This is a genomic window from Anaerobranca gottschalkii DSM 13577, from assembly GCF_900111575.1.
GTDB classification, from domain to species: Bacteria; Bacillota; Proteinivoracia; order Proteinivoracales; family Proteinivoracaceae; genus Anaerobranca; species Anaerobranca gottschalkii.
The window spans coordinates 1-14,980 of record NZ_FOIF01000047.1; the positions used below are offsets into that span (position 1 = coordinate 1).

Below are 14,980 nucleotides of genomic sequence, written 5' to 3' on the forward strand. Positions count from 1 at the left end.
TATTCATTCTTTTTGCTATTTGACGATAATGACTTATTTTTTTGTTGTAGTATTGATTTATTGATTTTAGACCCTTACCATTCAGTATTATAGGTTTTACACCTACATTATTACTTATGGTTGCAAAGTTATCTAAACCAATATCAATACTAATTAACCTACCATTATCTTTTCTTGTTTCAGGAATTTCTATTTGATAAACTACTTCAATAACAATATGATTGTTTCTTGGTAGTATTCTAATTTGTTGCAGATTATCTACTTTTGTCTTTAATGTTAAACCATTAAACCCTTTAGGAAAAATTATTTTATTATCCTTTAATTTGCAGTCTTGACTTGTTAAAATCAATACATTCCTACCATTTTTAGGTAAGTATTTAGGTAGTTTTGGTCTTCCCGTATATTTTTCTTTATTTTTACTCCAATCTTTAATAGCTTTGAAAAAGGACTTCCAATTTTTATCTAATAATTTTAATGTTTGTTGGGCAGATTGTGCTGTTGGCATATTTCTGTAATCATTATCCATTCCTTCTTGTTTTAATAGCTTGTCCATTTGATTGTAGGAGATATATTTGCCTTCTTTACAAAATTTTTGCCTTATTTGATAGTTTGCAAAGTTGTATAGGTTCTTAGATTTAAAACAATATTCGTCTAACATTTGATAATATGGATTTTTAGGATATATTATATGTTTTTCAACACGGTTAACTTTCATCTTCTCTATTCACCTCCTTTTCTTCAAGCACCTCTTTTATCTTCTTTACTTTTCTTTTAGAATATAATTTCATAGAATAACAATGAAGTAAACTTACTACTTCTTCAAAGATTTCCTCACTGTCTAATTTTTCAGAACCTACTTCACTCATCACCACTATCTCGCAATGATATTTTTTACTACTTTACCCGCCATTACATCATCAAGCATTTTAAAGAAATCTTTTCTTTTTTCAAAGCTAATACCACTAGCTATATCTGAAAATACTCTTGATATACAGTATCCATTACTAAAACAAAACTGTTTTAGTAATTGTATTTGATTATCTAAATCAGCTTTTTGTTTTGGAGTAGAAACCCTTGCATAAATATAAGTTTTTCTTTCTACTCCTTTGTTAAATAGTTTATATACACTGTCTTTGTCATAATCATATCTACCATTAGGTAGAACACTTACTTTTATCAAACCTTCTTTTACATATTTTGTTAGAGTAGGTCTTGATATTTGCAATAATTCCAATACTTCTTTAGATTTCATTATAATCATCTCCTTATGAGATAATTATAACATATATTTATTTTAATAATAGTATAATTTGTTAAAATTTTTGATATTCTTTCTTATTTTTATTTATTTTTATGACTATAATATAAGGTTAGCAAGATATATCCCTGGAAAAAATACCATGAGGATAGAAATAGATAACAATTCTATAAAATTTCCCCAAAAAAACTGGGATAATAAATGAAGGGTGCCTTGATAAATCAATGACAAACCTGCCATTAGCAAAAGGAGTAACATAATTACTTTAATAATCACAAAACCACCTCCCCTAAAGTAATAAAAATATATGTATCATTTGGATTTTATATACATAAATACATATAAAGACTAAGGAATATAATTTTTCTTTTCCTGGGGAGGTTAAAATTATGGGGAAAAAATTTGTAAGTTTATCTCTTTTCCTTTTAGTATTATTTACTTTAACCTCTTGTAATTCTAAACAAGAGGAAGTCTTTTATTTTTCATATTCTCCTAAGACTTTACTACCTCAAAATTCAGTTACCATCAATGATTTTGCCCTTGAACCAATCAATACAACAGTTACACTAGATTTACCTGTTTTCCTTTTAAAAAGTGACAATAAATCATACCAAATTGATTATCCTCTAACCTTTGCACAAGATTTACAAACTGGAGAAATTTATCAACTTGAACAAGGGTTTAGGGAAAAATTATTAGAAAAAAAATCATCTTTAGATAAGATGATTTTTGGAGAATATTTAGATTGGCAAGAAGCAGATAAAGTATTCCCTAAATATGCAAAAGCTTTAGTAAAAGATTTAGAAACACAAAAATATTTTCGAGTACAGCGCAGGGGAGGGAGTTCCCACTGTGACGTTCAACCCCTTACTAAACAAGATACAGAAATAATGTTTGACATCTATAACCAAAGTTGGAGTTGGGATCGTCGTGGAGTAATTGTTAAAGTAGGAAACCGCTATATTGCTGGTTCAATGAATGGAATGCCCCATGGGGATGGGGCTATAAGAGACAATGGATTTGATGGACACTTTTGTATTCATTTTTTAAATTGTGTAACCCATGGAACTAATAACCTGGATTTTGCCCATCAACTTATGGTAAAAAAAGCTGCAGGCCTACTATTTCAAACCCTTATAGATATGGAACCTGCAGAAATAGTAAAAGCATTTATTATTTTTTCCACCCAAAGGCAAGAACACTTAGCTAAGTTAATTATGCAAAATCCCACTGAAGACATTACTTTTTTTGTAAACCTACAATCGATACATATCTCCTCTATTGATATTATTTCGGCAGAAGAAAATCAGGTAAAAGTAAAAGTCAATTGTTATTATTATTTAAATAACCAAAGATATACCAACCCTTTACTATTTGATTTAGTTAAATACCCTAATGGACTTACATGGAAGATTTCCTTTTCTTTGCCAAGTCTTTAGTTTACAATTCTACCATGTTTATCGATGTGACCAATCAGCCATCTTCCCTGCTTTACCCTTGTTTCCTTTTCATTTTGGTATAAGAATTCTCCTTCATACCACTTCATGTTATAGTCTTTAATTATGCCAGTAATCTTAAAATACACTTCATATTTATGACCTAAAACAGAAAACAATTTTATTAGATCCCCAGCTTTATATTTAGGATTATTATAAGGATATTTTTTAATCCTATCTTTCCTAACTAAGGGAATAAAGATATCTTCTGTGCTTTTTACAATTTTATGGTGATAGGGAGTATGAATTTCAATAAATTCATCTTCTAAAGTGATAGCACAGGGTAGATCATTTTGGTTAATACCAACATCTACAAAAACTAATTTTCCTCCAAGTTCTACAGATATTCCATTCTTAGGGGTATGTCCAACCACTTGAAAACGGAGACCCCTAAGTTTATTTATTTTCTCAATCCCTTCCTCGTCATAATCCCTTAGCCAAAAGAGCCCTTTTTTATTAAAAATACCCTGATCATACTGGGAAATTTCTCTATTTAAAAAGATTTGTTTAACAATCTCATTTAAATTATCAAAATCTATCTCTTTAATAACCCCTCCATGACTAAACAAAATATTATCTATCTCTAACAATGGACGATAACTTAATAACATTTTCCCATAAAATCCTTTAGGAGAAAAATCTTCGTAAAACTCAGGTAAGCATGGCCATGAACTATCATAATCCTCTCTACCCGTTGTTTTTAGCCATTCCAAATAAACACTATCTCCACCGTTATAATACCAGTGCATTTTAGCTTCATCACAACCTAAACCTGCAAATAAAGCCATTATTTCATGGTTACCTAATATCACATGGAATTGGGAATTTTTATTTTTAGCCTGTTTTTTAAGATTGTGGACAAACTTAATTACTTTTAAAGAATCAGGTCCCCGATCAATAAGGTCACCCATTTGTACAACCTGAATATTCTCTGCCATCCAGCGATTATTATCATCTATAATTCCCTTTAATTTGAGGGATTTTTGTAATAAATCTAAACGGCCATGGATATCACCGATAACAACTATTTTTCCCATAAAACCCTCCCTTCTCTAGTGAGGTTACGGAGTCTATAAAAAAACCAAATACACCCCACACAGCCAAAAGTAATATCACTTAAAGCTATAGCCCACCATATTCCTTGTGCTCCTAAAGAAAAATACAAACTGAGTATGTAAGCCATGGGAATTCCAATAACTCCTAATCTTAAAAAGTTGGTGATAAGTCCTGGTAATCCTTCGCCAATTCCTTGAAAAGCTGATACGGATATAAAACCAACTCCTAAAAAACCATAAAACAGAGGAATTGTCCTTAAATACTGAAGAGAATAAACTAATACTTCTTGTTCAGGATTAAATATTTTCAATACCCTTTCAGGAAAAATTAAAAAAATCAATCCAAAGGTTCCCATGATAATAAAAGCATTGATTAAAGCAACTAAATACCCCTTTTTAACCCTTTCTATTTCCCCAGCTCCAAAGTTTTGCCCTATTAGTGTTACAGTGGCTACTGAAATACCTAATCCAGGTAAAAAGGCCAGAGAATCTATCCTAAAACCTAAACCTAAGGCTGCTACTGCACTTTCACTAAAGATCATTGCCACTTGATTATATACAAACAATGATAGAGAAAGCATTACCTGGGATATTGATGTCGGTATTCCTACTATAAAAATTTTTTTAATTATTTCCTTGTTCCATACTAGATTAAATTTAAATTTTATACTAGATTTTCCTTTAGCAAAATGTCTAACAACAAAATAAAGACCTACAATTCTAGAAAGTACAGTTGCTAAAGCTGCTCCCTGTACTCCCAAGGCAGGAATTGGTCCAAAACCAAAAATTAAAAGGGGGTCTAGGATAATATTACAAACTGTAGCAATAACTAAGTTGACCATAGAAGTCCTCATATCCCCCTCCCCTCTCAGTATTCCATCAAAGGCAACATAACTAAAGAAAAAAATATTGCCTATAAAAATAATACTGTTATAAGAGATGGCGTAAGAGAGTAATTTACCTTCAGCTCCAGTTAAGATAAAGATGAAGGGAGTCGCTATCAGCCCTAGGACAGTAGATACAAGGGCTATGACTATAGCTAAAACTATACTTTGCTCAGCAGTAGATTGCACAGTTGAATAATCATTAGCTCCTAAAGAACGGGCAATCAAAGAACTTGTTCCAATTGCAACTGAATTACCTAAGGCTAAGAGTAAAAAGAAAATGGGAAGGTGTAGGGTAACAGCAGCTAGTGCTGTTCCACCTAGTCTAGTTACAAAAAATGTATCAACTATATTGAACATAGTTTGTAAGAACATTCCTGCCATTATCGGTAAAGATAATCTATATAGGTTTTTTACAATATTTCCTTTGGTTAGATCGATTTTTTTCTGCATTTTTTGCTTCCTTTCTCGGTAAAATAACTAATATTAGAATTAGGTATAAAATATAACCTAACATAATTATAGTTAATCTTCAAAATAATTACAACTTGAAAATAGGGAAAAAAATAAAGGGTTTTTCATATTAAATGTCGAAAGAGTAATTATCACAAATGGAGGTGTTTACTTTGATTAAAGAAAAAGTAATGGAGTTAGCGAAATTAATTAAAGAATCTGAAGAATTTAAAGCTATTAAATCAGCAGAAGCAAGGCTCAAATTAGATCCCCAAGCACAAGATCTAATAAAAGAATTTCAAATTTTACAGCACAACATTTTAGAAAAACAATATCAAGGACAACAACCTGACGCTGAAGACATTAAAAAAATCCAATTACTTGAAAGTCAAATAGGCTTAAATCTTACATTAAAAGCTGTAATGGAAGCTCAACAAAATTTTGAAAAATTAATGACCGATGTCAATGAAACAATTGCTGAAGAATTAAGTAAGTAGATCTTTTAGGCGGTGATTTCAGTGCTGACTAAACTTGGCAGAACAGATTTATCTATTTATCCTTTAGGTTTTGGTGGAATACCTATTCAACGAGTTAGTTTTGAAAAAGCTAAAACTGTTATCCTCAGAGCTAAGGAATTAGGGATAAATTTTATTGATACCGCACAAGGATACAGTGATAGTGAAGAAAAAATAGGTTTTGCTATCAATGAAGATAAAAATTATTGGGTTTTAGCTAGTAAATCTCCCGCCAGAGACGGAAAAGAAATGGAAAAAGCTATTACCAATTGTTTAAAAAATTTCCGCCGAGACTATATTGATTTATATCAATTACATCTAATATCTAACCTTGATGAACTTCAGTTAGTATTAGGAAAAAATGGAGCTATGGAAACCCTACTTAAATTTAAAGAAAAGGGGTATATCAGATACATTGGAATTACAGGACATAAACCTCAAGTTCTAAAAGAAGCTTTAGATATTTTCCCTTTCGACACAGTCCAAGGACCTTATAATCCATTAGAAACCCAAAGTGAAGAGCTCTTTAAGTATGCCCGGGCTAAAGGGGTAGGAACAATTGTAATGAAACCCTTTGCCGGCGGAGCTTTAACTAGTCCCTCGGGATGTATCAAGTATATTTTAAGTAAAGTTTTTGTCGATGTGGTTATTCCAGGGATGGAAAGTGTAGAACAAGTAGAGGAAAATTTCCGTGCTAGCTTAGACTTAAAGATGACTGAAGAAGAAAAGCAAGGAATCTTAAGGGATATCGAGGAATTGAAAAATAACTTTTGCCGTAGATGTGATTATTGTCAACCTTGCCCCCAAGGAATTAAAATATCTACTGTATTTATCCTCCATGGATATTTATCTAGATATGGATTAAAGGACTGGGCTACAGCAAGGTATCAATCTCTACCTGTTCTTGCCAATAGGTGTTCCCAATGTGGTATTTGTGAAAATAGATGCCCTTATGAACTGCCTATCAGAGAAATGTTACAAAAATCCCATAGTGATTTTCAAAGGTGAGTATCCTTAATTTTGGGTACTCACCTTATTTATACCAAAAAAATACAGCCCTTTAGGCTGTTTTAAAAAATATATCCGTAATACCCTTTACCTTTTCCCCATTTCAATTATTATAGACGAAAGAATTGGTAAAAGGTTTCATTTTTTTCTAATTTCTAAAAAAAATTTTATCTCCTTCTATCTTCTCAATAATAGCTAAAGATTTTAAATTGTAACCCTTCTCCCTGAGAAGTTCTCCCCCCTTTTGAAAACCTTTTTCTACAGCTATACCGATACCTACAACTTCACCTTCACCTTGTTCAACAATATCAATCAGTCCTAAAACCGCTGAGCCCATAGCTAAGAAATCGTCAACTATAATAACCCTATCTCCTTTTTGAATAAATTCCTTTGAAACTACTATAGAATTTGTTTCTTTTTTTGTGTATGAGTAAATATTACTGGAATAACATTCTCCTGATAATGTAACAGGTTTTTTCTTTTTAGCAAAAACAACTGGTAGACCTGTTTTAATTCCCATAACCATTGCTATAGCTATTCCCGATGCTTCAATTGTTAAAATTTTCGTGGGGTTATACTTAGAAAATTCTCCAATAAACTCATCGGCTATTTTTTCGATAATTTTGGGCTGAAGCTGATGATTTAAAAAAGAATCTACTTTTACAATATCTTTAGAAACTATTTTACCGTATTTCTGAATTTGCTGCTGTAAAAATTCCATCTCCTACTCACTCCTAATATCAATATTTGTTAATCCTCTTTTCAAAAGTAACTCCTTTATATCTTCAAGCAACTTAATGGTAGCTCCTGATAAATCTTTATATTTTCCCTTTACACCATATTTTCTAAAGGGTATTAAAACTAAAGGTAAGTCTTTTGCTATTTCCTTTATTCTCTGGGCTAAAACTTCAATTTCTTCTCCATCATTTACTGTAGGTACTACTACGTACCTTAGTTGATATAACTTCCCCTTTTCATAAACAGTTTTAATATTTTCTAATACCCTTTTATTATCTTTACCAGTAATTTGTTGATGGATAGCAGAACTTGCCCCTTTTAAATCTAACATGAAGCCATCGGTAACTGGTAGTAACCCAAAAAGGGCTTCTTGGGAAAAATACCCATTACTATCAATAAAGGTCGTTAATTTAGTTTCTTCTTTAACTTTTATAAATAACTCCCTGATAAACTTCCATTGTAAAGTACATTCACCACCGGAAATAGTTATTCCTTGGATAAATGGTTCTACCCCTTTAATCTCTGACATTACCTCCGAAGTAGCCATTTTCCTAGCCTTTGGTGTAGAAAAATGGGGACAGTGGCTGATACACATATCACAGTCCCCACACTTTTCTTTAGAATAGTTAACTTTAGAATTTTGTATAGTTAATGCCCCACTGGGACAAACTTCAACACAACTACCACAGTTATTACAATAATTTATAGTCTCAGGATTATGGCAATAGCCACAATTAAAATTACAACCTTGTAGAAAAATCGCCATTCTATTTCCAGGGCCATCTACAAAGGAAAAGGGAATTATTTTTGTCACTAGCCCTTTATAATCCATACTTGTTCACTTTCCTATTTAATATCCTCTGGTTTTCTATAGCTTCTGCCCCTAAATTTGCAGATGAATCTTTATTCTTTACCCCTTTACGATAGTTTTCTAAATCAGTCCGTTTAATTAAATAACCGGTTACCCTTATCAAATCACTGTCGCCTACGTTTACAGTAAAAGTCCTTAACCCTTTATCCATACTTCCTTTGATTATATCAGCCAGAGCTTGGGGATTTTGCCTGATAGTTTTGTCAAAGATAAAAATATCACTGGTTCCCGATACGAAGTATTTGTGGAAGGGAATTACAGCATTAAGGTGTTGGAATAGTGGTGGCTCATCTCCAATGGGGATCCTTGTTCCCGCTGTTTCTTCAACATCTTCAGATATTCCTGATTGGGCGTGGAGAACAACTCTATCACCACTACCTTTGCAATATAATCCAGGGTGTTCCTTTAGATATTTATCTAATGCATGGATTATTTCTAGGCCTAACCTATTGGCATTTTGGTCTAGGCCGTACTTTCCTTCTGAAAAATAATTAACAGCTTCTGCTAAAGCGAATACTCCTACCATTGAAGTAAAATTATCTAAACTTATAAAACCTTCTTCCGCTAAAAAGTCTGTTTCGAAGTATTTTACTTCTTCTACTAAAAATCTCGCCCTAGCGTTAACCATTTCTACAGCGGATTTGGCTATATCCTTTAATTTACTATTGAGAAAATCTTCTAAATCCTTAGCTTCCCTAGCTAACTTTAATAAGTTAATTCTAACTAAAGTATGACTTCCGCCACCAATTTTTAAATTGTTATAACAACTTACTATTCCGTAATTTCCCACTTGTTCACTAATCAATTGATGGTTGTGAAAATGGGGTTTCCCTGTAATTAAAGCAGTATTAACTGCTTCTAACAAAAATTCCTCAGATGTCCTTTCTTTACAATATTTGAAGGAAAGGTTGGGAACACTTTGTTTTAATTCCCTTTCTGCTTTTAAAATCAACTTTCCTATTAGTGTTTCTTCTGGACCAATGTTCATATGGGCAAAACCGTCGGCAATAATTCTATCAATGCTGATTAAAAACCATTTAATCATTTTGTAAATATAATCTTCATCTAACCCTTTAGTAAAGGGTTCTAATAATTGGTCTATATTACCTAAATATACCGGTTGACCAGTAATAGAAGGTACATTGGTGTACATTATAATTAGGGATTGGATAGCTTCAAATAAATCTGTTGGTGGTTTGAGGTTTAAAAAAGTAGAGCCTTTACTAAACAGCAAATTATAATCTGGCAAAATATATCTAGGGCGGTAAGGGGCATTTCCTTCGTATAGGTCACAGAGAACCTTTTTCTGATAATATTCCCATGTCTCACTACTTAAATTTGGATAATCTAAAATATTTTCTCCTTGAACTGCTAATAGATGTTTTTTTTGCCGATAAGTTAATGATCTATTTGTTATAATATCGTATACTTGTCCTTTTCTATCCATTATTAACAACTCCTTAATTTTGGATTAAATTTATTATAACATATATATAGTAAATTCTCCTACTATACTGAAACCAAATTTTTTGTATAAGTTATATGCCCTAGTATTTTCCTCTGTCACAGCTAAGTTTAAGTACTTATAATTTTCCTTCCGTAAACTATTGCTCAAGTAGTATAACAGATTTTTTCCATAACCTTTTCCTTGAAACCGAGGATGGATACCAAAATCCATTAAAAAGGCTGTATGACAGTCCTTTGCCGTTACCAAGGCATATCCAATAACTTCCCCCTGTTCCACTAAGATTAGTGAATTATTTGCTAAAAACCTGCCATAAAATCCTGTAAAAATCCTTTTTAGTACTCCCTCTTGTCCTTTTAGAGTAAAAAATTCCGAGTAAATTTGGGAATCAATAGTGTCTTTAAAAACTAAAATCATCAAGGACTTTAACTTATCTAAATATTTAACATCAAAGGGATATACTTCTAAATTTAAAGTAGGGTTAAAGTCCCTTAATTTTATACTCATCTCATTTCTGAGATATTTTTTAAAGCCACAGCCTGTTAGACTAACTTCTAAAGGAAGGGTTGATAAAGGGTTAATATGGGCAACAAAATGGTTGATCCCTTCTTCCTGCAATTTTAGCAAAGTATGTTTAACAAAATATTGAACAACTTCCTTCTTTCTATACCTTTTAGTTACATATAATACATAAAAACAAACCTTATTTTCTGCTACCTTTTCGTATTCAAAATAACCTACTATCTCATCTCCATTTTTCAATAAGTAGGCCGGGATTTCTCCAAACTGGATTATATCCAGTTTGTTTTGAATATACTTTCCTACCCCTTTACCAAATTCCCTTTGATAATTTTTAATCATATCTTGAAATAAAATATTAACATCTAAACCCTTAGTTAATTTAACTACTTCCATAACCTCACTCCTATAGCCTTTGCCTCATAATTATAGTATAATCATTTTAGTAAGAAAATTCTAGAAGATTGGAAGTGAAATCATGGGGAAAAAGGGAGTAGCCTTATTTTTAAAAAATCGAGATTAACAAAACAGACCGTATTACACGGTCTGTTCTTTATATTGCAACTGATACAGGTCGTAATATAGCCCACCTTTTTCTAATAGCTCCTGATGTGTACCCATTTCCCTTACCTTTCCTTTATGCATAACTATTATCTTATCGGCATTTTGAATAGTAGACAATCTATGGGCTACCACAATAGTTGTCCTACCTTCAATTAACTTGGTTAAAGCTTTCTGAATAAGCTCTTCTGTCTCTGTATCGATATTAGCGGTAGCTTCATCTAATACCAATATGGCAGGGTCAAAGGCTAAAGCCCTAGCAAATGCCAATAATTGTCTTTGTCCTGCGGAAAAGGTTGAACCCCTCTCTTGTACCTCTTCTTCATATTTATTAGGTAATTTTTCTATAAAATGATGGGCATTGATGGTTCGGGCAATTCTTTTAATATCTTCATCGGTTATATTTTCGTTATTTAAACGGATATTTTCTTTAACATTCCCGCTAAATAAAAATACATCTTGTAACACAACTCCGATATGTTTTCTTAATTCTTGTTGATCCACATCTTTAATATTTACCCCATCGATAAGAATTTCCCCTTTTTGAATATCGTAAAAACGGCTTATTAAACTGATAATAGAAGTTTTACCCGCCCCCGTTGCCCCTACAAAGGCCACAGTTTCTCCAGGATTTATAGTAAAACTAACATCCCTAAGAACCCATTCCCCTTCATTATAGGCAAACCAAACATTTTTAAACTCGATTTTTCCTTCTACTTTTGTTAAAGGCACTGGATTGGGAGGATTTTTAATATCCTCTTCTTTATCTAAAAGCTGGAAAATCCTTTCCGAAGAAGCCATGGAAGCTTGTAAAATATTATATTTTTCCGTAAGGTCATTTATAGGTTGAAAGAACATTTGAACATAACTTACAAAGGCATATAAAACACCAAATTCTAATGTTCCTCTAAGTACTGAACCACCACCGAACCAAATTAAAATAGTTAAAGCTAAATAATAAAGGAGATCAATAAAAGGGCGATATACTGCAAAGACTTTGATTTCCTTTAATGAAGCATCTAAATATCCTTTGTTAATTTCATCGAATTGGTTAAACTTTTTTTGTTGCTGATTAAAAATTTGAACAATTTTCATTCCTGAAATATTTTCAGCGATATTAGCATTTATTCTGGCTAACCTAGTCCTAACTTCCCGATAAGCTTCCCTAGCTTTAATTCTGAAAAACAGAGAAGCCAAGAGAACGAAGGGTAAAATAGAAAATACTGTTAGGGCTAACCTCAAATTAAGCCTTAGCATTATAATCATTATACCTAATAAAATAAAGATATCTTTAAATAAATTTACTAAAACACCTGTAAACATTTCATTTAATGTCTCAGTATCGTTAGTAACCCTGGTAACTAATCGACCTACCGGGTTTTTATCAAAAAAACTTAAAGACATTTTCTGTAAGTGAGTAAAAATTTCTTCCCTCAAGTTATAGATAATCTTTTGACCTGTTTTATGGAGGAGATAAACTTGGATATAATTTAATCCAAAACCTAAAAAGACAATTAACACAAAAATAAATCCTAGTTTAGTTAATCCATCTATATCTAATTGCCTAAAGGCTAAATATTCAGACCTAGAAAGGGGGATAGATTCTCCAGAAAAGTTAACGGGAACTAGATAGTATCCTTCTTCAGAACTTTCGATAATATAGCGGGGATAGTCCCTATAACTTTCCGGTAAATATTTTTCTTTTATAAAATACTTCCCTTTAAATTGGATCCCAGGATATCTGTCTGCTTCTTCAAAGCCCTTTTCCACAACGACATAGGGATTTGTAAAAATATAGTCATCTATTGCTATCTTTACGAGATATGGCCTAGCTAAATCTATAACAGTTATAATCATCAATAGCAAAATAGATATTGCAAATGTTTTCCAATAAGGTTTTGCATATTTTAACAACCTTTTCATCAAACGGGAATCATAGGCTTTACCTATAACCTCTTCTTCATGTACCATTTTCCCACCACCTTATGCCATATTAACCTTTTCTTCTAATAATTGTTTAATGTGAAGCTGGTAATAGAGGCCACCTTGTGCTACTAACTCTTCATGGGTACCCCTTTCCACTATTTCTCCATCATCCATTACTATAATTTCATCTGCTTCTTTTACTGTAGAAACCCTATGGGAAATAATAATACTGGTTCTACTAGCCATTATTTTCTTAAGGCCTTTGAGTATTTCCTCTTCTGTATGGGTATCTACCGCCGATAAACTATCATCTAAAATTAAAATAGCCGGTTCTTTAATTATTGCCCTGGCAATAGAAACCCTCTGCTTTTGACCCCCAGATAAAGTAACTCCCCTTTCTCCTAATATTGTTCCGAATTTGTCAGGAAAATCCATAATGTTATCATAAACTTGGGCTATTTTTGCCACTTCTTCCACCTGTTCAAAGGTGTAGTCTTTTAAACCAAAGGCTATATTTTCTTCAATAGTTGTTGAAAATAAGAAGTTATCTTGGGGAACGTAGCCAATATTTTCCCTTAAACTCCGGAGCTTAATTTTATTTATATCTACACCATCTATAAACAAAGTTCCTTTAGGGGGATTTGCCATTCTCAACAGCAGATTTACTAATGTTGTTTTTCCACTACCAGTTCTACCTATAATAGCTAAAGTTTTACCTTTTTCTATTTTTAAGTTAATGTTCTTCAAGACAGGAATTCCTTTAACATATTCAAAGGTTAGGTTTTTAAATTCTATTTCCCCTTGAATATCCAACTCTACAGCATCTTTGGCATCGGTTATATCTGGTTTTTCCGATAAGATTTCATTTACCCTATCTAAAGAGGCAGTTCCCCGCTGAATAACATTGATAACCCAACCGATAGCCATCATTGGCCAAATCATTAATCCTAAATAACTATTAAAAGCAACAAAATCACCAATAGATATCCTGCCACTAATAACAGCCCTACCTCCAAAAAAGAGGATAAGGACCATACTTAATGTGGCAATTACTTGAATTAGTGGGAACAATGCTCCCCAAATAACAATAAGTCGCATATTCATATTAACATGGTGTTGACTTGCTTCATTAAACTTTTTTATTTCAGCCTGTTCTTGTACAAAGGCTTTTACAACCCTTATCCCAGAAAGATTTTCTTGAACTTTATCGGTAAGATTAGAAAAAGCCTCTTGGACATTCTTAAATCTCTTATGAATAACTTTTCCGAAAAACCCGGCACCAGTTGCTAAAAAAGGTAATGGAATTAAGGCTATTAACGTTAACTGCCAACCAACTTGGTTTATCATTAAAAATATTGTAATTATACTAATTACCAAAGCATCGGTAATCATGATAATTCCCGGACCAAAGGCCATCCGAATAGCATTAATATCATTGGTGGCATGGGCCATTAAATCTCCCGTCTTATGGTGATTGAAATATTCCGGTGACAATTTTTGTAAATGTTCTACCAATCTATTTCGCAAAAAATATTCTAATCTTCTCGATGTCCCAATTATGTAAATCCGCCACATAAATCTACTGATAACTATCACCAAAGCAAAAGCTAAAATAATTCCTACATACCTTAAAAGGCCTGAAGAATCTAAAATACCCTCAGCAAGACCATCGGAAACACTTCCTAATATCCTTGGAATGATTAACTGCATAATATTGACTAATAACAACCAAAATAGCCCGAAAAGGTAATGCCATTTGTACGCCTTTAAAAAGGGTTTAATAAATCTTAACCTATACATCTTGACCCTCCATTCCCAAGTCTAAAAAATATTTCGCTTCTCTAATGATACCATATTCAAAAAATTTGTAAAGTAGATAAAAAAAGCGCCATTCGGCGCACTTAAATTCATTTATATTTTATAGTGCTCTCCATGAACTCCTATATAATCTTTGGGATACATTTCTGCTCCACAACTCTCACAGCTAAATCTAGGTGGTATTGATGTATCTCCATCATCCATCATATCAAAGTATTCCACTACTTCCTTGGGAACTTTTTCTACAATCTTGCACCCCAAACAAACATACTCTATAAAATTCTTTAAGTTCACTTTTTGTGGACTCTTTTTCTTGTTACCTTTTTTCTTCTTACTCATCAGTTCATCCCCTTTGTTCTAATTTTAGACACACTACCCCCTTGGTTTTATGACACATACTCTTTCAAAAGTTT

The 14,980-nt window shown here is 32.4% G+C and carries 14 protein-coding genes and 1 pseudogene; 3 read left to right on the plus strand and 12 right to left on the minus strand.

The window, feature by feature from the left end; translation table 11 throughout:
* The 3 genes and pseudogenes from BMX60_RS09455 to BMX60_RS12080 all read right to left on the minus strand — a co-directional run.
* The coding region (locus BMX60_RS09455) for an RNA-guided endonuclease InsQ/TnpB family protein (RefSeq protein WP_143055921.1) at window positions 1–715 on the minus strand (715 nt) is incomplete at its 3' end.
* Window positions 705–1,252, minus strand: a pseudogene (locus tag BMX60_RS09460) (recombinase family protein). The gene BMX60_RS09455 and the pseudogene BMX60_RS09460, both read right to left, overlap by 11 nt.
* 105 nt (window positions 1,253–1,357) lie before the next feature.
* Window positions 1,358–1,534 carry a hypothetical protein gene (locus BMX60_RS12080; RefSeq protein ID WP_177159766.1) on the minus strand — a complete coding sequence of 59 codons (177 nt, stop codon included), beginning with the start codon at window positions 1,532–1,534 and terminating at the stop codon, window positions 1,358–1,360.
* A 113-nt stretch (window positions 1,535–1,647) separates the two neighbouring features.
* On the opposite strand from BMX60_RS12080, the gene BMX60_RS09465 reads away from it, so the two are divergent.
* Window positions 1,648–2,697: a hypothetical protein gene (locus tag BMX60_RS09465; RefSeq protein WP_091351235.1), complete on the plus strand. Its 1,050-nt coding sequence runs from the start codon at window positions 1,648–1,650 to the stop codon at window positions 2,695–2,697.
* Here the strand turns inward: BMX60_RS09465 and BMX60_RS09470 are convergent.
* Together BMX60_RS09470 and BMX60_RS09475 are read right to left on the minus strand one after the other, a co-directional pair.
* Window positions 2,694–3,791, minus strand: coding sequence for a metallophosphoesterase (locus tag BMX60_RS09470; RefSeq protein WP_091351236.1), 1,098 nt, complete (start codon window positions 3,789–3,791; stop codon window positions 2,694–2,696). The genes BMX60_RS09465 and BMX60_RS09470 overlap by 4 nt on opposite strands.
* Window positions 3,779–5,146 (minus strand): MATE family efflux transporter, encoded by a 1,368-nt coding sequence (locus BMX60_RS09475; protein WP_091351237.1) that lies wholly within the window; start codon window positions 5,144–5,146, stop codon window positions 3,779–3,781. Before BMX60_RS09475 ends, BMX60_RS09470 begins: the two co-directional genes overlap by 13 nt.
* A gap of 173 nt (window positions 5,147–5,319) precedes the next feature.
* On the opposite strand from BMX60_RS09475, the gene BMX60_RS09480 reads away from it, so the two are divergent.
* Entirely contained in the window at window positions 5,320–5,643 is a 324-nt protein-coding gene (locus tag BMX60_RS09480) for a YlbF/YmcA family competence regulator (RefSeq protein WP_177159767.1), read from the plus strand.
* Between the two features lie 21 nt (window positions 5,644–5,664).
* Window positions 5,665–6,669 (plus strand): aldo/keto reductase, encoded by a 1,005-nt coding sequence (locus tag BMX60_RS09485; protein WP_091351239.1) that lies wholly within the window; start codon window positions 5,665–5,667, stop codon window positions 6,667–6,669.
* Between the two features lie 148 nt (window positions 6,670–6,817).
* On the opposite strand, the gene BMX60_RS09490 is transcribed toward BMX60_RS09485, so the two are convergent.
* The 7 genes from BMX60_RS09490 to BMX60_RS09520 form a co-directional block, all read right to left on the minus strand.
* A complete protein-coding gene (locus BMX60_RS09490; protein WP_091351240.1) occupies window positions 6,818–7,390 on the minus strand; it encodes a xanthine phosphoribosyltransferase in 573 nt (190 codons plus the stop codon).
* A gap of 3 nt (window positions 7,391–7,393) precedes the next feature.
* Window positions 7,394–8,239 (minus strand): YjjW family glycine radical enzyme activase, encoded by an 846-nt coding sequence (locus tag BMX60_RS09495; RefSeq protein WP_091351241.1) that lies wholly within the window; start codon window positions 8,237–8,239, stop codon window positions 7,394–7,396.
* A complete protein-coding gene (locus BMX60_RS09500) occupies window positions 8,229–9,725 on the minus strand; it encodes a YjjI family glycine radical enzyme (protein ID WP_091351242.1) in 1,497 nt (498 codons plus the stop codon). The genes BMX60_RS09495 and BMX60_RS09500 overlap by 11 nt, the downstream gene beginning before the upstream one ends.
* 33 nt (window positions 9,726–9,758) lie before the next feature.
* On the minus strand, window positions 9,759–10,658 hold the full coding sequence (locus BMX60_RS09505; RefSeq protein WP_091351243.1) for a GNAT family N-acetyltransferase: 900 nt from the start codon (window positions 10,656–10,658) through the stop codon (window positions 9,759–9,761).
* A gap of 141 nt (window positions 10,659–10,799) precedes the next feature.
* On the minus strand, window positions 10,800–12,794 hold the full coding sequence (locus BMX60_RS09510) for an ABC transporter ATP-binding protein (protein WP_207648432.1): 1,995 nt from the start codon (window positions 12,792–12,794) through the stop codon (window positions 10,800–10,802).
* 12 nt (window positions 12,795–12,806) lie between these two features.
* Window positions 12,807–14,549 (minus strand): ABC transporter ATP-binding protein, encoded by a 1,743-nt coding sequence (locus tag BMX60_RS09515; protein ID WP_091351244.1) that lies wholly within the window; start codon window positions 14,547–14,549, stop codon window positions 12,807–12,809.
* A 111-nt stretch (window positions 14,550–14,660) separates the two neighbouring features.
* Window positions 14,661–14,906 carry a hypothetical protein gene (locus tag BMX60_RS09520; RefSeq protein WP_207648380.1) on the minus strand — a complete coding sequence of 82 codons (246 nt, stop codon included), beginning with the start codon at window positions 14,904–14,906 and terminating at the stop codon, window positions 14,661–14,663.
* Window positions 14,907–14,980: the final 74 nt, after the last annotated feature.